The sequence below is a fragment of the Gardnerella rara genome, from assembly GCF_055452355.1.
The window spans coordinates 225,712-250,317 of sequence record NZ_JBVBJP010000003.1; the positions used below are offsets into that span (position 1 = coordinate 225,712).

Here is a 24,606-nt window from a genome sequence, read left to right on the forward strand (position 1 = left end):
AAATTCAATGGCGATTTTTGTATATAAAGCCAAACAATCTGCCGCATCGCAAGGATTCAGCCGAAACGTTGCAATGCTTGCTGTATGTTAGCTCGCCACTAAATCCGTTGCCGCTTAGCAAAGATGTTAGCCATCCGCGCCTGCCAAACGCGCCAGATGCTATAAACATTGCAAGTAGCACGCCGAACATAAACGTGTATATAACAGCAGCTTGTCCACCAGTAAATGGCAGAGGAATTGGCGACACGTTGATGCCAGTAATCTTTATGTAGCCGATGATTGCCGTCTTATCATCTTTTCCAGCATTATAGTGTTCGCTCTCATTGTCTGATTTATCTTTTGTCTGCGCGTATACTGCGTAAACAGCCGTATTGCCACGAGAGATAAGCATCCGCTGCAGTTTGTCAGCATCTACACTTTTATCGTCCTTCAAAATAGGCGTGCAATCTGTATCTTGAGGCATGTTATTGTTCATCCAACGCACGCATACTTGAAGATTCTTGTCAACTACATCTTTAGAATCAAAATCATCGCTAGCATCTACTAACAATTCTTTGCCATTCACTTTGCCGTTATTATCTGGATTACCCGTGAAAGTGAACTTAATATCGTTAGCAGTAACCTCGTAAGGCTTATCCATAGTCGAAGATTTAAGTGGACCTTTAGAGATCGCTTCAGGCTTCACATTATCTACAGGCACAACATACACTGGAATAATCGACTGCGCTCCAGCAATATCACTAAAGTCAGATTTTGCTTCATACCCGTATAAGTCCACTAAACTGTTTCTAGCGTATTTATTGGAAAGCGAAAGTACGTAACGCGGCGAAGAATGATTTGTATCGTTTACAAATTTTATTCCATCAACACCACCCAAAGCATTATCGATCGTAAATGCAGATGAGTACACATTTTTATTACCCCATTTTTCAAACTCTGCTGGTTTAGGAGCCATTTTTGCATACTTATCTCCAAGCACAGTACTACTCATTCCATTACCTGTGTAGCCTATTTGCCTGCTATTTCCACCACCATAATTTCCGTTTGCTGCAACCAAATCTGGCACATTCGTAAACTCATCTTTTAGAGTAAAACAATCAGAAAGCTTAAAATCATTTCTTCTACTTTCTGCATCTTCCTTATCTGTACCCTTAATTTCGCGCAACGTTGGCTGCTTTTCGCGGAAAGCCTTTTCCACAGCAGCAAGACTTTCTCCGCTCTTGTTTTTAGACTCTTTTTTAAGATCTACTGGAACAAAACTTAAAGCATTTTGCAAAGCTCCAAGCCCAATTGTTCCCTTGCTGCTAGCATTGTATCGGTACACAAGCGATTGATGACCAGGCTCGCCAACAAGCGCAAATCCTGGGTCGTCTTTTCTATTAAGAACGTATGGCTTAGCTGTATCCCATGTAATCTCGTAGTCCGCTTTAACGTCAATACTCTTACCAGCTTTATTCTTGGCTTTAGCTTCACGAAGAGCAGCAAACCTTGTTACATGATAATACCTTGGAGCTGGAGTTACTTTTCGGCTTCTCCATCCTCGCGTTAGAACAAACGAATCCTGCTTATTCCCCGCTTTGTAATCAGGTTTTTTATCTTCTGGATTTGCACTAGAAAGATATGCAGATCTAATCCACGTAACTTTGGCTTGATTGTAGCCCAATCGTTCTAGATTGTCTTCGTTTGAAACATCCTCATCTTGCTGCGTTCTGGCGAACAAAACATTATTTTCTTCCGACTCTATGGAATCTTCGCTGCTAGACTCGTCGTTCCATATTGGTATAGAGTTTGCTTCGCGAAGAACTTTTCGCACAGCACTTTTTTCTGGATTTGTTAGCAAAAGTGGATGTGCTTGCACTACCTTGCGATTAACGTTTACTGAGAAGAATACGCAATCCGAAGGAGCGTTCCTTCTTGTGTCTCCGCTCTTTTCACCGCATACAGTAGAACGATCAACTTTTGGATCACTGATTACAGAAATAACGTTTTGCAAGTCGTCTTCTTTTAATACATCAGCTTCTGTTTTTGCACTTGGACTAATCGCATTAGCAGCCTGCGCGCCATTTTTTACAAAATATTTTCCAAATTCAGTGTCTTTATCTTCTGGGAAGCTATCAAAATCAAACTCTTTATTGTTATTTTGACTATTATTATTTTGACTATTATTTGCAGATCCACCAGAATTTCCGCCATTACTAGCCGCACCACGATTAGATCTAAATGAAGCATCTACGTTAATAATTCCAGGCATAGTAGTCCACTCGCCATACTTGTAACGACTGCGAGCGCGAACCACACTTCCCGGCGCTAATTGATTCTGCTTAAATTTAACTTCACCTGTTTTAGCGTCTATTTTTTCAACTTCTTTAGGCAAATTGGAATTACGCTCACCCGATTCGTAGCCTTCACAAACCTTCCACGATCCATTATTTTTTCCACCTGCACTCTTGCATATAGCAAAAACATGACCGAACTGCTTAACTTTTGCGTTAGGCTTTAAATCATCTAAAGTATTGTAGTAAATTGCAGTACGAGACGCGGATGGATCCGTTTTAACAACAACCGAATTATTGTAATTATTGTTAGAATCTGTAACCGCGCTCGCGCTATCGTGCAGCCACACGTTTTCACCAGATACTCTATTTTCATGATTTCCGTCGTATGCTATAACTTTCGGAGCTACAGCAGGCTGCCATTTAATCTTAAAGCAGCCCACAGCAGTTTCGTCACTTTTATTACCAGACTCGTCTTCGATTTGCGCAATCAGTTTAAATGTTGTTGCAGTCGCAGCATTTTTGCCACGATACTTTTGAATAAATTGCATAAGTAAGTTATTCTTAACAACGCCATTTTTTACAAACTGCGCACGAATTGGCTTATTATTACTATCTTTTAGCCCTTCTGCCTCAACATATATAGACAGTGTTCTTTTAAGAACATCGTTGTTTTCGCCGTTAGACTTATTAAAATCGTCGTCAAACTTCAACAATTCAGCAATATTAAATAAGCCATTACTATTTTTAAAATCTTTACCATCTTCATCGAGTGTTACTGGATTAGCGCATGAAGAGCCATTGCATTTACCAAGCCACGTTTTGTTAGACTTTGGTGAAATGGTTGGCTTATTCAAATCCACTGGTACGAAGATAACGTTAATAACGTTTCGAGTGTTGTTTTTATCACCCTCGCCACGTATTTCAAGATCCTTGTTGATTTCGCCATTTACAACGTATATCTGCGATTCAAATGGGTATTGAATATACTTATTATCTTTAGTTTTACTTACGATTCCAGAATAGTGCTTCTTCTTATCTAAGCTAATGTTTACATCTTCTCCAGCTATTCGATCATTATATCCTTCGCCGCCAGCAATAAGATAAGACTGTTTTTGCACAGAATAATCTTTACTTGTAATTGGTTCATCTGGCGAAACTCGCTGTCCACCGCCTAAATCAACTAAACGAACAAGATCTGCTATATTTACCCATTCGCCATTTTTTAGCTTATATCCTTTGCCATCTCCACGATTAGGCAAACTACCGTAGCCACCATTATCGCGTTCTACGTTAGTCTTCAAAATCGCTTCTTGCCCTAAATTATTGCCTAATGGTCTAATAGAAGGCTGCGGATTATTGGCATCTACACCTTTTGGCTTTCCTTGCAATAAGTCAAGAGCCTTATTTAAATGAACATTTTGATTATTAGCAGAATTAATATTCCAACGATAAACAAAATATTGATTTCCTTGTTCAGCACTGCCTCGCATTTCGAAACCAGGATCCATATTTCTGTCTTGTAGCTTATTACTAGACCACTTCCAGTCATAATCCCTACGTATATCTACAAAACGCGTAATTTTCTTCTGTTTAGGGTCTAGTACTGTTGTAAGCGTTTGATCATCACTTGTATCTGCACCAGTTCCTGTTTTCTTTATGGCTGTAAGCTGTTTTTCTGTGCTCTTTCCATCCGCGTTATTTTTTCCATACGGATTTAGAGTTAAGCAAATCTTGTATTGCTTGTCTGAATCTTGATTGCAAGAATATTTGCCATTAGGGTCGTTTTTGCCATCCGTATAGCCATTATTCTTACCATCATTTACGAAACCAATCTCATCGCCTCGCCACTTTAAACGCTCATTTGCCAAGCGAATCCTTTGTACTAAAGCATGACGTTCGGAAGGATTAAGCTCATACGGGTTTGCTTGCACCAATCCATTTGGCCATTTTATTTCTAATGGCAGAGGGTCTGATTTTGTTCCATCTTGCGTTAAAGAACCCGTTGAGGAGCCATTTGCAATATCAACATATATTCTTGAGCCGATTTCCGCCAAATTTTCTGGTATTGTTATTTCCAAACCGCCATTCTTTTCTTCAAAACTTATGCCGCTTAATGGCGCAATCATATTTTTAAAGAATGGATTCCCATCGTTATTAACTTGCTTCCATAATTTACCTTTAGCATCTGGAACATCATTTTTAGTTAAAATAATGCCGTTGCAGAATCCAGATGTTGGGCATTTTGTATTAATGGCACTGTACTTATTGCCACTATCGTCAACAGGCTTTTTATCTCCGCGCTTCCAAATGCGCACAAACACCATCTTTACGCTTTTTGCAGAAGGCAAAAGCCTGACTTTACCATCATAGTGACCATTATCTTGTTTTTGCCACCAAACAGTTGGTTTATCGAAGCCGTCTCGAGTAACCTTTAGTTTAATTGTTTTTGACACTTCATTACCAGCATCATCCCAAGCATGGAATGTAAATTCGGGAGTTTTGCCAACGTCAGCAAGCCCTAAAGTTGCGTTTGCAGGCGTTGTATTTATATAACCCGACTGATCTGTGCGAGTGTTTTTATGATTTGTTTGGTCAAAATCACTGCTAAAGCTTATTGTTGTAAAAGCTTTGTTTAATTCTGCTATATCGTCATATTTACTACCTATACGGCCGTTTTGCTTTTTAACACCCAAAGAAACATGACGATCATCGTGACCTTGTACAAAAAACTTAATATTGCTTCCAAAAGGAACGTTTAATCCTTTTTCTGGAACGCTTTGCGCGCTACCATTGTCAATACTAACCTTAACGTCAATAGTTGGCTTTTCATCATCAATCCTAGTAAAAACAACTGGCATTAATGCTTTAGAATCATCGTAATAGATTATTTTCGCGTATTTAACGCCAACAACCATAGGCAAAACTTGAATACTATTTTCTCCACCCCTTTGAAGCATCATATACTCAACGTTGTGGTCTCCCTTACGTTCAAACGTCTTATAGCGTACAATTCCGTTTGACACAGAATCAACATAGTCATTTTTTGCTCGTTGCAAAAATCGGCTTTTTTCAACCTCTGTTAAATCGTCACCAATTCGTTTGCTATTAGAAGGAACATCGTAGAATCGCCATATATATCGCTCTGTTCCTTCAACTGGGTACGAAGAACATAGATTACTGCTATTCCCATTATTATTACTATTACTATTTCTAGTGTTCTTGCTTTTACGATCATGATTACAAGCGTTGTATGCGTCTACAACTGGCAATCTAACAGCGATTTTTGCTACAGCATCTCGCAATGTTTTAGAAGCAACGCTACCATCTTCTTTTGCCCAAGAAACATCGTATATTGCTCTAGTTTTAATGTCGTTATTAACAGCACCATTATTATCTTTAAACTTCTCAGACAATGGGTAGTAATTGTTTTTTACAGAACCATAGTCTTTTTTATTTGGGTCTGGCATCCACAATCGCGGAAAACGAGCTTTAGCTTGCTTATAAATAATGGACTTTTTGTCTGGAAAATTCACAAAATCAAAAGCTTTAAACTCTTTGCTAGTGGAATAATATTTATCAACTTGATTTGGCTGCCACTCTTGTGTTTCAAGAGGCTTAAAAACGTCTGACTGACCAATAATCTGGTAAGGAACAGGAACAGACTGACCCATTTGAAGCTTATTATTAAAATATTCCAAATTAGCGGATTGATCACCAAAAGCCGAATCTTCTGTATTAACTTTGTCTAAACCTTGATTATTGCGCCACCATAAGTTACCACGCTTATTACCGCCATTTTTGCCAATCGCAGGAGTAATAGACAGCTCAGTTCTAGCATGTATATTTGAATCAGTAGGACAATCTGTATTGTGATATTCAGAACACACTTTTTGCTCAATTGGATTTAGCAACAAGCTTCTAACTCGCAAACCATTTTTAGCTAATTCTTGACCATTATCACTGTTGAATGGGCCAGTTCCAGTTCCACGTAAGAATGAATATTTTGTCATGAACATATCAATAATGTTCGAAACGCCATACCACTGGTTGTTTAACATTCGATATCTTCGAATACCTCTAACATTTAGATTTGTTTTGTTGTATGGATCCGCTGGGCTAGCTTGGCCAGAATTATAACGATTGCCAAAATATGATCCTGCTCCATAAAATGGGTTTTTATTTTCTGAATTAGTCACATTAGATGTTGTAAAGTGAATATGATACCCGTATGGAATTCGCGTATTGCTATACACATTGTTATAAAAAGCAAATATAAGACTAGATCTATCTCTTACGGAATTTTTAAGATTGTTTATTAAAAGTGCATACGCATTATTTATACCTGGAACATCAAAATTAGGTATTTGAGGGCCATTAGTACGCTGAAAATCATTAAGAGCGCCCCATCTTGTGCTATTAACGCAATCAAAACCGTACTCTCCAGAGCAACTCGCAAAATTAATATTAGATCTTGTTTGCGCACCACCCTTATATACGCCTGTATACGAATCTCGTCCTAAGAAAAACCCTTTATCTCTTTTTGCAAAGCTAGACCACTCATTTTCAAGAGTTTGACCATCACTAATAGATCTAGTTTCAACGTTTGCACAGAAACCATTAGGATTAACCCAATCAGCTTTGCAACCTTTTATACTTTTATCATTAAATTGATAACGTCTTATATATTGATTGTATTCTCCAGTAACGGGATCTTTTTTAGAAACATCGAGTTTTTGCGTATCTGGTACCGTAAAGTAATTCCAAGCGTCTGCAGCGCCATGAATTCTAGCACCCATATTAAAAAGAACATCCCAGATGTATCCACTTCCATCTGGCTTTGGTTCTTTGCGCATAAAAACATAATCATGAACTTCGTCTACAGGAAGCGTATTAGGGCTTTGACCTTTGGCACCTACCCAGCTTCCGTTATAAGTTCCGTGGATTAAACCATCCATTGAACGCATTAAATAAGTGCCTTTAGGGTAGGGAGTAAAGTTATTGTTGTTTTCGTAATTGCCTTTAGGAACGTTCCAACGTGAAGTAATATGCCATGCGTTTTGCACATCCATATCGTAATCGTGACCAGATGATGCGCGATGACCTTGTAAATCTCCAGGAGCTGTAAAACATTCTGTACGCGCTTTATCTGCATAGCAGCCTGGACGAAATTCGCGCTTATTGCCAAATCTAGAATCATTGTTTGACGAACGGTAAGAAGGCTTTACAGAATCACGCAATGATATATTTTGTGCAGAAGAATCTTGCGCAGAAGCATATTGTGCAGATCGCAATAAATTGTTATTCAACATTTTATCCGCAATATCTTTTGCACTATTAGTAAGAATATCGTCCAAAATGTTACTAGAACGCTTGTTTAATGCAGAATGTGAGCGCGCATTTATTGAATTACGCGCAAAATCACCAATATTGTTAATCCTAGAAAACACATTGCTAGAACCGTCAACATAGTGAACGTTAGAAGAAAATGGATGCGTAAAAGACGAATCAGATGAATTAGATGAAGATGAATTAGATGAAGATAATGCTTTTGGAGCACGATTAGAATCTAAATCAGAATCATGCTTATTCTTTAATGCGCGAGGTGTGGAATTGTGCGCAGGCGTTTCCTGAGCTGCAGCAGTATTAGCTGTTAAAAGCGTTGTAAGAACAATTGATGCAGTAAGAATAAACACTAGTACGCTTTTTACAAAAGATTTAAGAGTACTACTAAACGTACTACTATCGCTAATAACTTTCATTTTCCACCTACTCGCGCACTAACGGAAGTTGCGAAGCTTTAACTTAAAATGCCCCAATTCAAAGCCAATTCCGTTAACACTATTCCTATAAATCAAATCTTTTTAAAGTTGAATCTTTTTCTTTTTCTTTTTAACTGGCAAACCAGCCCACCAAATGTAGCAAGCAACTAAGCACAAGCTAACTATGGCCCCAACTACCCACCACGGAAATCGCGGAACATCTGGCTTTTTACCAAGTAAAGACTTATCTGCAGCAGGTGTCGGCAACACTCGCTCCCCCGTAACAAGAATCCTCTGCGTGTTGATTCCAAGCGGAGTGCAAGTAATCAAAGTAGCAAGATCTTTGCCAGGCACTGCAGCAATCTTCTTTGTCTCATCTGGGTTTACAACAATTTTTTCTGTCACCTTGTAAGTTAGAATCTCGCCAAAAACCTCAAAAGTAAAAGTGTCGCCTTTGTTGATTTCGTCTAGCCTAGTGAACATCTCTGCACTAGCCAAGCCACGATGACCCGTAACAACGGACCTTGTTCCAGGACCGCCAACTGGAAGAGACGTTCCGCGCAAATGACCAAGACCTTTAAGAAGCGTAGAATCCTCAGTGCCGTGGTACACAGGCAAATCTAGATCTATCTTCTTTATTCGCAAGCGAGCCATAAGCCCATCATTATTTGCTTTTAGCTGCTGCCAATAATCTTGCCTATTATCTGAAGTATCTCCATGAGACGTTGGAATATTAGTATTCGCTTCGTAAATTGCACCCACCGAAAGCTTGCGATTATAGTCGCGAGCGCGTGCAAGCTGCTCGTGTGGAGCTGGCACGGCGTTGGTTATTAGCTTTGCATATTGCGCAGCCACTTCCGACATGTGGTATTGGCTTAGCCACATTGCAGCATGCGGATATAAAAGCGAAGCAAACGACGCGGTTAGCAAAATAGATGGAATTATAGAAGCTCTTGAAAACTTCCATCCGCGCTTATCTCGCCGCTTGTGCTTAATTGCAATAATGCGATTTACGAATAAAACACTAGACATATATTGTTTGTAAGTCGGTTATAAGTTGTTTGTAAGTTGTTTAGACAAATCTGCAAATCCGTAAAGATGTGAATCTGCTAATCTGCACTAATTAAAAATAATCGAGATTTAACAAGATTAGTGCAAGCATTCACAAACTATGCGATTTAACTCACGTAATTCGTGAATACTTACACGATTAATCACAAAAACAAAGACAAATCTAGGATTTATGCCTCTTCTTGCTCCTTGCGGCGGCGAGTGATGATGTAGAACATCGTGCCACCCAAGCCAACAATGCCGCAAGCTGTAAGAAGAACCAGGCCGCGAGCACCGGTCATTGGCAGTGCGCCTATAATCTGGTCGAGACCTGTTGCCTTTGCGTTTGTAATTTCCTTAGTGTTATTAGTATCTGCTTGATCTGCGGTATCCGCTTTTAAAGCAACACATTGAGGAGTTGAATTAAGCAAATAACCAGCAGGAGCCTCAGTTTCAACTAAGCAATAAAGCTTAGTAGTTACAGCCTTATTGGTTTCGTTAGAATTGTAAACAAACAATCTTACTGAATCGGAACCATGTGAATTTCCACTGGTCTTTGTTTCCAAAGTTGAATTAATCTTTGTGCTGGCAATTTCTGTATTGCCATCGCCCTTAAGCGTAAATATGCCATTGTCTTTTTTCTCAGCAGACTTAATATCGTCAACATTTTTGTTGTCTGCCGTAACCTCATACACATCAAACTTAGCGTTATTCAACGGTTTCTTATTGGCACCTTGGCCATCAGAGAACTTTTTAACTGTTAAAGTACCAAAATGGGCAGTATCTTTAGTCTTATTAGTTTGGCACTCAGGGCGTTGATCTGTTGAAGTACATGGGTTATTATCGTCACCTTTACCAGTTGTCGAATCGTCAACAAAAGTATTAGCAACATTAGTTATATCTTTAACATCTTTTGCAACTTTTGTCTTAAGCTTGACCTCAAGTTTAACAATCTTTTTATCAGTTAGATGCTTACTATACTCAGCATAAGCCTTAGCAAGGCCACCAGTTGTTTCAGTATCTGTTAGCTTAAAATAAACCAATCCATCATTATGCGTTTCGGTATAGTGAGTGTTTAAATCTAATTTAACGTCTGTAACAGTAGTGTCTTTTTGGCCATTATCTTTATAAGTTACGAGATTTGCACTTTCAATACTATCGTATGTCAAACCAGTTTCTAGCTTATCTTTAAAACCAATCTTTTCATACTTACCGCCATTCTTAGGAGCGGAAAGAGGAATCGAAATAGTCCAAGTAATAGTTGTGTTATCTGTTAAATCATTAGTACTTGGCTTGCTGGCTGTTTTAGTTGGAAGTTCATTGCTCGTATCATTCTTTGGATATACATTCACATTATAAATCCAAGAATTATCAGATTCTTTAGGAAGAGGTGTTGTTACAAAGAATGGAGCAACACGCTTGGTAATGGAAACTTTTTGATTTTCAACAGTTGCACCATTTACATCAGTTTCTTCAATGTAGTAAAGACCCATTTGGAGGTTCTCAAACTTTGCCTCGCCCTGGTCGCTGGTAGTTTTTTCTTGTTTAGTAGTTTCATCTACCTCAAACTTTTTATTACTGCCGCTTATAAATTCAGAAGCTGTATGTTTATCGCCAGCAGAAACATCACTAAGTTTCTCAAGATCTTTAATCTTTAACCAATCTTCTGGTTTTGTAAGATCAATCTCTTTTGCAGCGCCACCATCAGCAGCCTTTTGCTTTACTCTCCATAGAGTAAACTTAACGCCTTTAATAGGCTTTCTTCCTTGAAGATCAGCTACTTTTTCACCATTGCCACGCGTAGTACCTGCAGGATTATTTTCATACTTGTGAATAGTAATAGACGTTTTACCATTTTCATTAGTATCAATATTCGCAGTATTGGCTCCATCATTCTGCGCCCATGCCGCCGTGCCTGCTACGCAACAAGCACCGAGTGTGCATACAGCAGCAAACACTGCTACAGTGCGTTTTAACGAGTTCGTATTTAAACGCATACTATTCCTCTCTTTTAAAGACAATATTCCATTGCCTTTTACTGGTATGTATTGTTTATAAAAGCGAGTCACAAGTGTGTGTCGTAGCAAACCGCATACAACGCTCTACAAAATCCACAACACTTAGCTTTTAGCGCACACCAACGCGCACCAAAACCTTAAACGCTCAGATGATATTACCATAGAAAATATTGCTAAAAGTTCACTTTTTATCTAATGAAAAGCTTAATACACTAAACTCCTGATACCCCCCCCCAGGTATTAAAGCAATATCAACGTTTTTATATATTAAGATTTTTAATGCATGAAATTTTTTGTTAAAAATATCACAAAAAATTATTTATAAATCGGCGTGTCATACCCTACCTGTGTACCCTATTTTTCCTTGGAATAGAGCCTAAAAAAAAATAAGATTGGGCAAAAATAAACAAACGCAGGCAAATCAAATCAAATCGCATTTTGATAGCAAAAATGTCGATTCTGCAATAAATCATCAAAATAAAATTGTCGATTTTGCAAAGAATGGCGGAATTCTTGTAATTTGCTCACGTCTTCGCTTTGTCGCTCAGGCAGGTCGTCGCGCCCGCGTTTGTTCCCTTTCACCCACGTTTGTTCCCAAAATCGTCAAATACGTAAACAAACACGGGCAAAAATAAACAAACACAAGAAAGTATTCCCGCGTTTGTTCCCTTTCACCCACGTTTGTTCCCAAAATTGGCAAAAACGTAAACAAACACGGGCAAAAATAAACAAACACGGGCAAAAATAAACAAACGCAGGCAAATCGAGAATAAACACCAAGCCAAATAAAGCCAAATAAAGCCAAATAAATCAAAATTACATCCACACAAAATCAATTTTGTCAAGTCATATAAAAGAATGTGCATAAAGCATAGGCTTTAACCACATTGTAAAAAATATCTTGCAATAATAATTTCATAAAAATAACATCGTCAGCATGAATAACAGTAAATTATTATCTGACATTTTAAATGCTGAAAGTCACAACTCATGCTTGATGGCTTCATACACCAAGTGTCGTAAAAGTTTAAGAACATACTTAAAGTCCAACGATTTAGTTGAACCATATCGCGGACTTTATGCTCTAAGCAACTATTGGCAGCGACTCTCATACAAGGACAAGGTTATGCACATAGCCATCCCACTTACTCAAAAAATAAAAATTAAAGAATGGAAGTTCACTGGAGAAACTGCCGCCGCACTAAAGGGGTTTGAAGTCATCAAGCTATATAACAATCAGCCAAAGTCAATAAGCATACACGTATCTTGCGCATATGCTGACAAAAATTTGACCAATACTAGCGAAAAGTCTGCAAAAAAGATAGCTAGACGGCAGCTCAAACGCATACATCTTCCAGATATTGTTGAGGATGAGAATGGCATTAGGCTTGAAGAATGTTACAAAAGATGCAAGAAACAAAATTCACCAAAGACTTGTGATTTAAATGTAAAAACGTGCAAGCACACAAATGAAAGGAAAACCTCCACGTTCGGTCACATTAAAACAATGGAGGAAGACGCAATGTCCCATGTCGCGAGTATTTACAACACGCTATTTGTTGAAGCATGGACTAAGCCATTTAGAATCGCACTACCAACCTTTGATTCCGCTTCTCAAAAAGGCGAGAATCTAGAGAAAATTTACAACGTATGTAGTGAGTTTTACGGCTTTGCGCGCTATCAGTGTAATGCGTCACAATTGCAAGACGACCCGTATCTTAGAAAAATCTACAACCCTTATTTTTCAAACATTGATTACACTGACGCCTTATCTCGATTGAAACTTTTATGCAATTTTGCATCAGATAAAAGCGAAAATGCAGGCGAATCTTTGGCTCGAGCAACAATTATTGAACTTGGGTTTATTGTGCCTCAAATCCAATATGAATTCCCGAACAATAAAAACCCAAATTACCCATTACGCGCAGATTTTGCATGGAATGTCAATGGAAATCTTATAGTCGGAGAATTTGATGGTACCGATAAGTATTTGATTGAATGTGGGAAAAGTTCTGTTTGCAATATTAGTCAAGAATCTTCTAAAAATACTATTATCACTGACCTTCATGAAAAAAATATGCTGCTTCAATACGACCGCGATGCCGTACGAAAAGAACGCGATAGGGAGAGATACCTATATGACTGCGGAGTAAACAAAATCGTTCGATTCGACTTTGCGGAAGTCATTAATCCACAAAAACTCGAGCAGAAGCTAGCTTCGGCAGGAATTCCCAAGGCTTATAAATAAGATAAATAAGAGTGTACTTGCGCAGTAACCGTTTTAAGCGCTACTGCAAATCAATTCCCCGCGTTTGTTCCCTTTTACCCGCGTTTGTTCCCAAAATAGGCCAAAACGTAAACAAACACGGGCAAAAATAAACAAACACAAGAAAGTGTTCCCGCGTTTGTTTACCAAAACACCAAAAATGGGAACAAACACGGGCAAAAATAAACAAACACAGGAAAATAAAACGTACTCAAAAACAAAAAGCCGCTGCAAGATGCGTAAACAACTTGCAACGGCTAATCGAAGCGGATTTGCTTGATTAAGCAATCACATGATTAAGCAATCACACAATCAAGCAATCACATGATTACTCAATCACCCGATTACTCAATGTCATCGTCGTAATCACTCTGACCACCCTGATCATCAAGGTAATCATCTGGGTTAAATTCATCGCCGAGCTTCATATCTCCAAAATCAATGTTGGAGAAGTCAACATCCGCCATGTCGCTTTCACCGAAGTTCGATGGAGTGCTATTTGCCCCAGTCATAGCCAGGTTTGGATACATAGCATCACGAACTTCTGGATCCGCAAACACGTCCGCATTACGGTAACGCGCCAAACCAGTACCAGCTGGGATGAGCTTACCAATAATCACGTTCTCCTTTAGACCCTTAAGATCATCTTCCTTCTGGCTCAAGGCGGCCTCGGTAAGAACTCGAGTGGTCTCCTGGAAGGATGCGGCCGAAAGCCAAGAATCCGTAGCCAAAGAAGCCTTGGTAATACCCATAAGTTCTGGTCGGCCAGCAGCAGGCTTGCCACCATTCTTAACGGCAGCCAAGTTTGCCTCACGGAACTTTGCCTGATCCACAAGCTCGCCTGGAAGAAGCTCAGTGTCTCCAGAATCAATCACCGTAATACGGCGAAGCATCTGGTGAACAATAACCTCAATGTGCTTGTCGTGAATATCAACGCCCTGAGAGCGGTAAACGTTGTGAACTTCTTCCACAATATTCACCTGAGCAGCACGCGGACCAAGGATTCGCAAAATCTTCTTAGGATCCACAGAACCCTCAATAAGCTGCGTGCCAACCTCAACATGGTCGCCATCTTTAACAAGCATTGGAGCGCGGCGAGTTACTGGGTAAACAATCGGCTCAACGGTTGTATCGTCTGGAGTCAAAGTGACCTGACGACCATGATCCGTATCTTCTACCTTTACAACGCCTGGGAACTCTGCGATTGGAGCCTCGCCCTTAGGTGTACGAGCCTCAAAAAGCTCGGTAACACGAGGAAGACCCTGCGTAATATCGCTTGCAGAAGCAACGCCACCAGAGTGGAAGGAACGAAGCGTAAGCTGCGTACCAGGCTCACCAATGGACTGTGCTGCAACAATACCAACAGCCTCACCAACATCCACGAGTCGGCTTGTAGCCAAAGACCAGCCATAGCACTTTGCGCAAACGCCGCGCTTAGATTCGCAAGTAAGCACAGAGCGAGCCTTAACTTCTTCAACGCCGTGCGCAACCAAGCTACGCAAAACGTCCATAGAAAGCGCGTCTCCACACTTTGCCAAAACGGTAGTGCCGTCTGCTGGATCCAGCACGTCTGCGGCAAGCAATCGCGAGTATGGGCCACCATCGGCAGCCTTAACAAGCGTCAAATTGCCATTTTCGTCGCGGTCTGCAATCTTCATAACAAGGCCACGCTTTGTGCCGCAATCTTCTTCGCGAACAATAACTTCCTGCGAAACGTCCACAAGACGACGAGTCAAGTAACCAGATTCTGCCGTACGAAGTGCGGTATCGGCCAAACCCTTACGAGCGCCGTGCTGCGAGATGAAGTACTCCAACACGGAAAGGCCATCGCGGTAGTTTGACTTAACAGGACGAGGAATAATCTCACCCTTAGGATTTGCCACCAAGCCTCGCATACCAGCAATCTGACGAATCTGCATCCAGTTACCACGCGCGCCAGACTGAACCATAATGTTCACGTTGTTGTCGTCGTGGAAGTTCTCGCGCATTGCGTCTGCAACCTTATCGGTGCATTCGGTCCACAAGTTAATCAACTCTTGACGACGCTCTTCGTCTGTAAGAAGACCCATATCGTACTGGGAGTTGATCTTTGCAGCCTGATCTTCGTAATCTTGCGCAATCTGCTCGCGATTTGGAGGAAGCACAATATCCGAGAATGCCATTGTAACGCCCGACCAAGGTGCGCGCGTAAAGCCAAGATCCTTCAAAGCATCGAGGCTTGCGGCAACCTGAGCGGTGGAATAGCGCGTAGCAATGTCGTCAACAATCTTAGAAAGAACACCCTTTGGAACCTGCTGGTTTACAAACGGATAATCCTCTGGAAGAGTGCTATTAAACAGCACGCGACCGCAAGACGTTGCAAACAGAACAGTTCCATCCTTAAAGCGCTCTTCGCGGACAACATCTGGGCTGCCTGGCTCTGGGTCTACAACCTTAAGATCGCTAGGCTGCCAATCCTTTGGCAAAACAAAGTCTTCTGGCACGCGGATTAACACCTTTGCCTGCATGTCAATCTCATGCTTGTCGAGCGCCATTTGCGCCTCAGCAAGCGAGGAGAAGATTCGGCCTTGACCCTTTGCGCCGTCAATTACGGTAGACAAGTAGTACAAGCCCAAAATCATATCCTGAGATGGCATTGTAACGGTGTGACCATCTGCTGGCTTTAGGATGTTGTCGGATGCCATCATCAAGCTGCGAGCTTCTGCCTGAGCTTCGGCGGAAAGTGGCAGATGCACTGCCATCTGGTCACCATCGAAGTCGGCGTTAAACGCGGCGCAAGCAAGTGGCGGCAAATGAATTGCCTTACCTTCAACCAAAATTGGCTCAAATGCCTGAATACCCAAGCGGTGAAGCGTAGGTGCGCGGTTAAGAAGAACAGGATGCTCGGAAATGACTTCCTCGAGCACGCCCCAAACCTCGGAATCTCCGCGATCCACAAGGCGCTTGGCGCTCTTCATATTCTGCGCAAATCCCTGATCCACCAAACGCTTAATAACGAATGGCTTAAACAGCTCCAACGCCATTGGCTTAGGCAAACCGCACTGATGCATGCGAAGGCTTGGGCCAACAACGATTACGGAACGGCCAGAATAATCAACTCGCTTACCGAGCAAGTTCTGGCGGAATCGACCCTGCTTACCCTTAAGCATGTCGGAAAGCGACTTTAATGGCCTGTTGGATGCGCCAGTTACTGGGCGGCCACGGCGACCGTTGTCGAAGAGCGAATCAACAGCTTCCTGAAGCATGCGCTTTTCGTTATTAAGCATGATTTCAGGAGCACCAAGCTCAATCAACCTCTTCAAACGATTATTACGGTTGATTACGCGGCGATACAAATCGTTTAAATCGGATGTTGCAAAGCGGCCACCATCAAGCTGAACCATTGGTCGCAAGTCTGGTGGAATTACTGGAATAACGTCCAAAACCATTGCTTCTGGCTTGTTTCCAGTAGTCAAGAACGCGTTCACAACCTTAAGTCGCTTCAAAGCGCGCGCCTTGCGCTGACCAGTACCATTGTCGATTTCTTCGCGAAGTTCTACAGCAGCAGACTTAAGATCGAAGTCTTGCAAGCGCTTCTTGATTGCTTCCGCGCCCATGCAGCCTTCAAAGTAGTCGCCATAGCGATCTTCCATCTCTCGCCAAAGATCAACGTCGCCTTCCATATCTCCTGCGCGCAAGCTCTTAAAGCGATCGAACACTGCGTTCAAACGCTGAATCTGCTCATCGTAGCGGGTGCGGATAGCGGCCATTTCGCGCTCAGCGCCAGCACGCAACTTAGACTTTGCGTTGCCCTTTGCCTCGCCCGATTCTTCTAGCTCGTGAAGATCTTCTTCTACCTTCTTTGCGCGCGCGTCAATCTCGTTGTCGCGGCGCTTGCGAAGATTGCCGATTTCGGTATCAAACTCGTCTTGCAAGTCTGGAAGATCCTGGTGACGCTGCTCTTCATCTACCTTAGTAACCATGTAGGCTGCAAAGTAAATAACCTTTTCCAAGTCTTTTGGAGCAATGTCGAGCAAATATCCCAAGCGGCTTGGCACACCCTTGAAGAACCAAATGTGTGTTACAGGAGCCGCAAGCTCAATATGACCCATGCGTTCGCGGCGAACGCGGCTGCGTGTAACTTCCACGCCGCATCGCTCGCACACGATTCCCTTAAAGCGCACGCGCTTATACTTGCCGCACGCACACTCCCAATCGCGAGTAGGACCAAAAATCTGCTCACCGAACAGACCATCCTTCTCTGGCTTAAGGGTACGGTAATTAATGGTTTCTGGCTTCTTAACTTCGCCGTGGCTCCAGCTACGGATGTCTTCGGCGGTGGCCAGTCCAATCCTCAGTTTGTCAAATGCGTTGACGTCCAGCACTATTATCGTCCTGTCTCATGAAATTGTTTTTCTAAGTTTCTTAAAGTGATTAGTGATTAGTGATTAGTGATTAAAACACTTGTAACACTTGTATCACTGGTATTCAGGTTCTTGAATAACTTGGTCTTCTTTGGCAGACGAATCTGGTCGCGCACCAATATTAAAGCCCAAATTTTCAGAAGACGACACCGGATCATCATCTTCATCCTTCATGTCGATTGCAACTCCTTCGGAGTTAAGCACCTCAACATTTAAGGAGAGCGACTGCATTTCCTTGAGCAACACCTTAAAGGACTCAGGAATACCAGCAGGTGGAAGATTATCGCCCTTAACAATAGCGCCATACACGCGCACGCGACCGTCAACGTCATCAGACTTTGTGGTCATCATTTCGTGCAATGTGTACGCAGCACCATAAGCCTCAAGGGCCCACACTTCCATCTCACCAAAGCGCTGGCCGCCGAACTGAGCCTTACCACCCAACGGCTGCTGGGTAATCATGGAGTAAGGACCAGTGGAACGAGCGTGAATCTTATCATCAACCAAGTGATGCAGCTTCAAGATGTACATGTAGCCAACGGAAATTGGCTTAGGGAATGGCTCACCAGTGCGGCCGTCAAACAGCGTTGCCTTACCGTCGGAACCAACAAGCTTGTTGCCGTCGCGGTCTGCAAGCGTAGTGCTCAAAAGACCCTTCAAGGTCTCTGGGCGCACGCCGTCGAACACTGGAGTTGCAACAGGAGTGCATGGATCGCCATGCTCGGCGCCTTCTGGCACGTACTTCTTCCAAGCGGCCTCAAGGTCTGGATCCAAATTAATATCCCAACCAGCGTGAGCAATCCAACCCAAGTGAAGCTCGAGCACCTGGCCCAAGTTCATTCGAGAAGGCACACCCAACGGGTTAAGCATAATGTCTACTGGAGTACCATCAGCCAAGAATGGCATATCTTCTTCTGGCAAAATGCGGGAAATAACACCCTTGTTGCCGTGACGACCAGAAAGCTTATCGCCCTGCGTAATCTTGCGATGCTGAGCAATGTACACGCGAATCATCTGGTTTACGCCGTTTGGAAGCTCATCGCCATCGTCTTCAGCGTCTTCACGAGTGATTTCCTTAACAGCAATCACGGTACCAGTTTCGCCGTGAGGTACACGAAGCGAAGTGTCTCGAACTTCGCGGCTCTTTTCGCCAAAGATTGCACGAAGCAAGCGCTCTTCTGGAGTAAGCTCGGTCTCACCCTTAGGTGTTACCTTACCAACCAAAATGTCGCCAGCTTCTACCTCGGCACCAATGCGAATAATACCGCGCTCATCGAGGTTTGCAATAGCGTCTTCACCAACGTTTGGAAGGTCGCGAGTAATCTCTTCGGCACCAAGCTTGGTCTCTCGTGCATCAATCTCGTACTCTTCAATGTGAATCGAAGAAAGCGTATCGTCTTGCACGAGTCGCTGAGAGATAATCACAGCATCCTCGTAGTTGTAGCCGTTCCAAGGCATAAACGCAACGAGCAAATTCTTGCCGAGTGCAAGCTCGCCCTTGTCTGTTGCAGGGCCATCAGCCAAAACAGTTCCTGCTTCCACGCGCTCACCATCTTTAATAAGCGGCACCTGGTTGTAGCAAGTAGTCTGGTTGGAACGCTGGAACTTAGAAAGCTTGTAGCTAGACTGAGTTCCGTCATCGTTCATAACGCGAATAATATCCGCAGAAACGTAGGTTGCAACGCCTGGCTTTTCGGAAAGAATCACGTCTCCAGAATCAACTGCAGCACGCCATTCGGAACCCGTACCAACAAGTGGACGCTCCGACTTAATAAGAGGCACGGCCTGGCGCTGCATGTTGGTACCCATCAAAGCACGGTGACCTTCATCGTGCTCCAAGAATGGAATCAAGCTTGCGCCGAGGGAAACCATCTGACGTGGAGAAACATCCATGTAGTCAACAGTGCTTACAGGCACATCGACTGCTTCTTCTTCGTCAACACGAGCAAGAGCCTGAGTGCCAACAAAGTTGCCATTTTCGTCGAGTTCCTGGTTTGCCTGAGCAATAACGTGCTCGGCTTCGCGATCTGCAGTCATGTATTCGACTTCGTTAGTCACATGACCATTAACAACCTTGCGATAAGGCGTTTCAATAAAGCCGAATGGGTTGATGCGACCAAAGGTTGCAAGCGAACCGATAAGACCAATGTTTGGACCTTCTGGGGATTCGATTGGGCACATACGACCAAAGTGGGATGGGTGCACGTCTCGAACTTCCATAGATGCGCGGTCTCTAGAAAGACCACCAGGACCAAGAGCCGAAAGACGACGCTTGTTTGTAACGCCTGCCAAAGGATTGTTTTGATCCATAAACTGGCTAAGCTGGGAAGTTCCGAAGAACTCCTTAATCGTAGCGTTAACTGGTCGAATGTTAATCAACGACTGTGGTGTAATCGCCTCAGCGTCTTGCGTTGTCATGCGCTCGCGCACAACGCGCTCCATGCGGCTTAAGCCAGTACGAATCTGATTCTGTACAAGCTCGCCAACCTGGCGGATTCGGCGGTTTCCAAAGTGATCAATATCGTCCACATCTACACGCAACTGCACATCTTCACCATCGCGCTTGCCTGGGAAGGTCTTCTCTCCCGAGTGCAAAGTGACCAAATACTTGATTGTGGCGATAATATCTTCGCGATTCAAGCTGCGATCGTTGTAATCCGCTTCCAAACCAAGCTTGCGATTAATCTTGTAGCGACCAACACGTGCCAAATCGTAGCGCTTTGTGTTGAAGTAGAAGGATTCAAGCAAATTGCGACCCGCGTCGGCAGTTGCGGTATCTGCTGGGCGAATCTTTCTGTACAAATCTGTAAGAGCATCGTCTTGAGTATCGATTGGCTCTTTTTCTAGAGCGTCGAGAACAAGAGGATATCCCTGGAATGCTTCGGCAATTTCTGGCTTAGTCATGCCGATTGCCATTAAGAATACGATTGCAGACTGCTTGCGCTTGCGATCTACGCGCACGCCAAGAACATCGCGCTTATCAATCTCGAACTCAAGCCACGCGCCGCGACTTGGAATGATTTTTGCGCCAAAAACGTCTTTATCGGAAGTGCGATCTTGCGTGCGATCGAAGTACACGCCTGGGGAACGCACAAGCTGAGACACGATTACGCGCTCAGTGCCGCCAATAATGAATGTGCCGTGCGGGGTTTGCAGCGGAAAATCACCCATAAAAACAGTCTGGCTCTTAATCTCGCCAGTTTCGCCGTTTTCAAACTCTGCATTTACATACAAAGGAGCGGAATATGTGTAATCCTTCTCTTTGCACTCAAGCACAGTGTGACGTGGCTCTTCAAAATATGGATCCGAGAATGTGAGGCTCATTGTCTCAGCAAAATTCTCGATTGGAGAAATCTCTTGGAACACTTCTTCTAGACCAGAGACGTGTGGCACAGTGTGAGTGCCATTTGCCTCATCTTCTTCGACGCGCTTCTTCCAACGCTCGGAGCCGATCAGCCAGTCAAAGCTGTCGGTTTGCACACCGAGGAGGTATGGCACATCGATTGGCTCACAAATGGAGCCGAAATTCACACGATCCGACGCTTTGTGCAACTTAATGCTGTGCTCGTCGGCACGTGCGATGACTTTGGTGGTGTTCGTCGTAGCTTGTTCAGCAGCCAATGGACGTTCCTTTATCGCTAGCTAGTTTTCTTAATCCTTGGGAGCTTTAGAAAATCGCGGCAAACGCGCTTAAAATCAACGATTTTGGGTTTGCGGGCGCCTTCTTCGGTTCCTTGAGTATGCCCGCTATATGACACACCGTGTACAAAGAGTTAATTTTACCCCTCTGCTTCGACTTTTTATCGCCATTTATGCAGGCACTAGCGAACAGAAATAACCACGGGATTGCTTTGCAACCCTGCTACATCTTCATGCTCGATTTGCGCAACATACGTTCCGCGCGAAACCTTAGGCAAATCGGCGTCATCTAGGCAATTTTGGCCAGTAGGAGTGCCAATCGTAGCGTTAGCGTTCCAAATAAACTTTTTATCGTACGAATCACCTTTTGCCATCAGTAACGGCTTGAGCGGTATTTCGCACACGTCTGAACGCCATTGCGGATCCACTTTTTGAGGCAGCTTTTTTTCATTAGACTTATTTGTCTTATTTGACTTATCCGACTTATCTGTCTTCTCCGACTTATCCGACTTTTTGTCGCCAGAAGAATGGCCATTTTGCGCAACATCGCGCGCAGCGCTATCTCCAATGGTCAACACCATTCTTCCACTCGAAGCGTCAATCCTGCACGAATCGTCGCCTTCGTAAACAACGTGAGCGTTAAACTCTAAAGTTCCACCCATAGGAACCGCCTGAGATGCAGCAGATAGCTCAATTCTAACGTCTTTTGCGCTGCATTTTTTTATGATTCCAACAGGCCTTGGGTCTGGCACAAGTTGTTTAGATAGCGTAACGTCTGAATGCTTGTTTATAGCGGTTCCGATTGCGCTGATGCCTTTAAAAATGCTGACTATACAAAAGATGCAGAATGCTAAAACAGCCAGCAGCCCCACGCAAACTACGATTCTACGGCGAATGTACATGCGGCGTCGCGCAGCACTAATCCTCCGCTTCGGTTTACGTTTTAACACAGGCATATTAACCATTGTAATGCATGAGTAGTTTTAAGACTATTTTTGGCTATTTTTTGCCATTTTTGTCTACTTTTGACTACTTTCCGCCCTCAAATCCAAGCTGACGCCACGCCTCATAAATGGCGATTGACGCGCAATTTGTAAGATTTAAGCTTCTAAGCGAAGGTCGCATTGGCAAGCGAACCTGTTCCGCCACATGCGGTCCTGCCATAATATCCATTGGATCTGGAATATCTCCTGGCTCTGGCCCAAAAAGCAAAATATCGTTCGGCTTATACTCAATATCTGTGTAAAGTTTTGTGGCGTTTGCAGTAAACGCGATTATGCGAGAATTTGGCATTGACTCAACAAGGTTTTCAAAATTCGGGTGCATAACAACGTGTGCCATATCGTGATAATCAAGACCTGCGCGGCGAAGCTTTGTATCTTGAAGATTAAATCCAAGCGGCTCTACAAGATGCAAAATGGTGCCCGTTACCGCGCAAAGGCGAATCGCAGAGCCTGTGTTTCCTGGGATTCTAGGCGAATAGAAGCACAAGTGCGGAGTTTGAGTTTGCGCAGTGCTTGCATCTTGCGCGCTTAGCATGGCATCCATAACGCTGATTGGATTTCCGTGCGCGTCTGTTACAAGCTCGTCTGGGCCGTAGTTTGACTTTCGATAGCCGTACTCATACATCTGCTCTACGCGATTGACTGGGTTTTGTGCATCTGGGTTTTGTGCATCTTGCATACTTTTATCTTCTTTACTTGCATCTTGCATATTCGTCATAATCACCTCAATAAAATCATCATAATAAAAATAAGCGCAAATCCTGCAAAATCAGCCCACGAGAACACAGCTCCTGTAAAAATAACTGCTGTAATGGCCGCCATAACAGGCTCGCTTGCGCCCAAAAGCGTTCCGCGCACAGATCCAACTCGCATAACGCCAGCTAGAAACATCCAATACGCTCCAAAGGTGCCGCCAACAATCGTAAAAGTAAACAGCAAATACGCACGCAGATCCAAAGGTGGCATTGTTTGCCATGGCTTCACAAATGGCAGCATAATAAGACCTGCGATTATAAACGTGATTCCGTTTACAGTAAGATTTCCCCATTTTGCAATCAATTTGACTGGCATAATCGCAAGCGCCGCCGTACTTGCAGCATCTGCCAATCCCCACAAAAGTCCCATCAAAGGCAGCGAAAGCGAGCTAAAATTGCCCCCCGTTGCCATAAGCGCGGTTCCTGCAAATGCAAGCAAAACGCCAATGTTTTCGCGCAAAGTCGGAGTTCTTTTTGACCGCAAACACACGTAAACAAGCACAAAAAGTAGATTGAGGCTTTGAAGAACTGTAGCTGTTCCAGAATTGGTCCAGTCGATTGTAAAAAGATAGGCCACTTGCGTTAAAAGCACGCACACAATACCTGTTACGACTAGCATTGGCCATGATTTTTTTGTGCTTAATGCGCCAACGAGTTGCTTGCGATTAACAATTGCGGCAACGATTACAAAAAGCACGCCTGCAGCAAGCTGACGAACGCACGCGATTTGCAATGGGCTTACAAGGTATTGCGACATTAGAATCTTAGAAACAGTGGCATTTGTGCCCCAAAGTGCGCCGCCAAGTATTGTGAGGATTATGCCAATCGTCATTGTGCGCGGGCTATGATCAACCGCAGGATTTGGTTTTTTAGGTTTTATTTTTTGGATATTCTTTACAAAACCAACATCCATGCTAAACACCTTCTAATAATCCCGTATTCGCTACAATCCCATATTTGCGCACAACTGCAGCAATTTACGCAAATCAACATGCGTGAATCAACATGCGTGAATTAACATGCGCAAATCAACATGCGTAAATCAACATGCGTAAATCGCTTCCCATATGAAAAATCTACACTATCACATAATCAACAACACGCACATAATCAACAACACGCACATAATCAACAACACGCAATCGCAAAAACGTTACAAATGTCGCTCGCGCACTACGCTTCTCAAGCGAAAAGGCAGATCGGAGCGCACGCGTTTGTTCCCTTTATCCCACGTTTGTTCCCTTTTTGGTCAATTTGGGAAACAAAAGCAAGAAAAAAGAAACAAAAGCAAGGAGATTGCTCGCGCGCTACGCTTTAAGCGAAAAGGCAGATCGGAGCGCACGCGTTTGTTCCCTTTATCCCACGTTTGTTCCCTTTTCAGCCAATTTGGGAAACAAAAGCAAGAAAAAAGAAACAAAAGCAAGAACGCCGCCCAC

At 43.1% G+C, this 24,606-nt stretch carries 8 protein-coding genes and 1 pseudogene; 1 reads left to right on the forward strand and 8 read right to left on the reverse strand.

The features are described from left to right. Positions 1-4: 4 nt before the first annotated feature. The 3 genes and pseudogenes from ACZ0NX_RS04105 to ACZ0NX_RS04115 form a co-directional block, all read right to left on the reverse strand. Positions 5-8,035: a cell wall-binding protein gene (locus ACZ0NX_RS04105; protein ID WP_464405675.1), complete on the reverse strand. Its 8,031-nt coding sequence runs from the start codon at positions 8,033-8,035 to the stop codon at positions 5-7. A 114-nt stretch (positions 8,036-8,149) separates the two neighbouring features. After that, a pseudogene (locus ACZ0NX_RS04110) lies at positions 8,150-9,067 on the reverse strand (class C sortase); the annotation flags it as partial. Positions 9,068-9,276: 209 nt separating this feature from the next. Next, positions 9,277-11,082: a SpaH/EbpB family LPXTG-anchored major pilin gene (locus ACZ0NX_RS04115; RefSeq protein ID WP_060786554.1), complete on the reverse strand. Its 1,806-nt coding sequence runs from the start codon at positions 11,080-11,082 to the stop codon at positions 9,277-9,279. Between the two features lie 958 nt (positions 11,083-12,040). Between ACZ0NX_RS04115 and ACZ0NX_RS04120 the strand changes: the two genes are divergently transcribed. Further along, positions 12,041-13,351, forward strand: a complete 1,311-nt coding sequence (locus ACZ0NX_RS04120) for a hypothetical protein (protein WP_464405677.1) — start codon at positions 12,041-12,043, stop codon at positions 13,349-13,351. Between the two features lie 362 nt (positions 13,352-13,713). Here ACZ0NX_RS04120 and ACZ0NX_RS04125 read toward each other — a convergent pair whose 3' ends face one another. The 5 genes from ACZ0NX_RS04125 to ACZ0NX_RS04145 form a co-directional block, all read right to left on the reverse strand. Then, entirely contained in the window at positions 13,714-17,733 is a 4,020-nt protein-coding gene (locus ACZ0NX_RS04125) for a DNA-directed RNA polymerase subunit beta' (RefSeq protein ID WP_464405679.1), read from the reverse strand. Between the two features lie 93 nt (positions 17,734-17,826). After that, positions 17,827-21,393: a DNA-directed RNA polymerase subunit beta gene (rpoB, locus tag ACZ0NX_RS04130; RefSeq protein WP_060786556.1), complete on the reverse strand. Its 3,567-nt coding sequence runs from the start codon at positions 21,391-21,393 to the stop codon at positions 17,827-17,829. A gap of 200 nt (positions 21,394-21,593) precedes the next feature. Then, on the reverse strand, positions 21,594-22,376 hold the full coding sequence (locus tag ACZ0NX_RS04135; RefSeq protein WP_464405681.1) for a peptide ABC transporter permease: 783 nt from the start codon (positions 22,374-22,376) through the stop codon (positions 21,594-21,596). Between the two features lie 64 nt (positions 22,377-22,440). Continuing rightward, positions 22,441-23,094: a tRNA (cytidine(34)-2'-O)-methyltransferase gene (locus ACZ0NX_RS04140; RefSeq protein ID WP_410312705.1), complete on the reverse strand. Its 654-nt coding sequence runs from the start codon at positions 23,092-23,094 to the stop codon at positions 22,441-22,443. 41 nt (positions 23,095-23,135) lie between these two features. Then, positions 23,136-24,083, reverse strand: a complete 948-nt coding sequence (locus tag ACZ0NX_RS04145) for a DMT family transporter (RefSeq protein ID WP_464405683.1) — start codon at positions 24,081-24,083, stop codon at positions 23,136-23,138. Positions 24,084-24,606 lie beyond the last annotated feature (523 nt).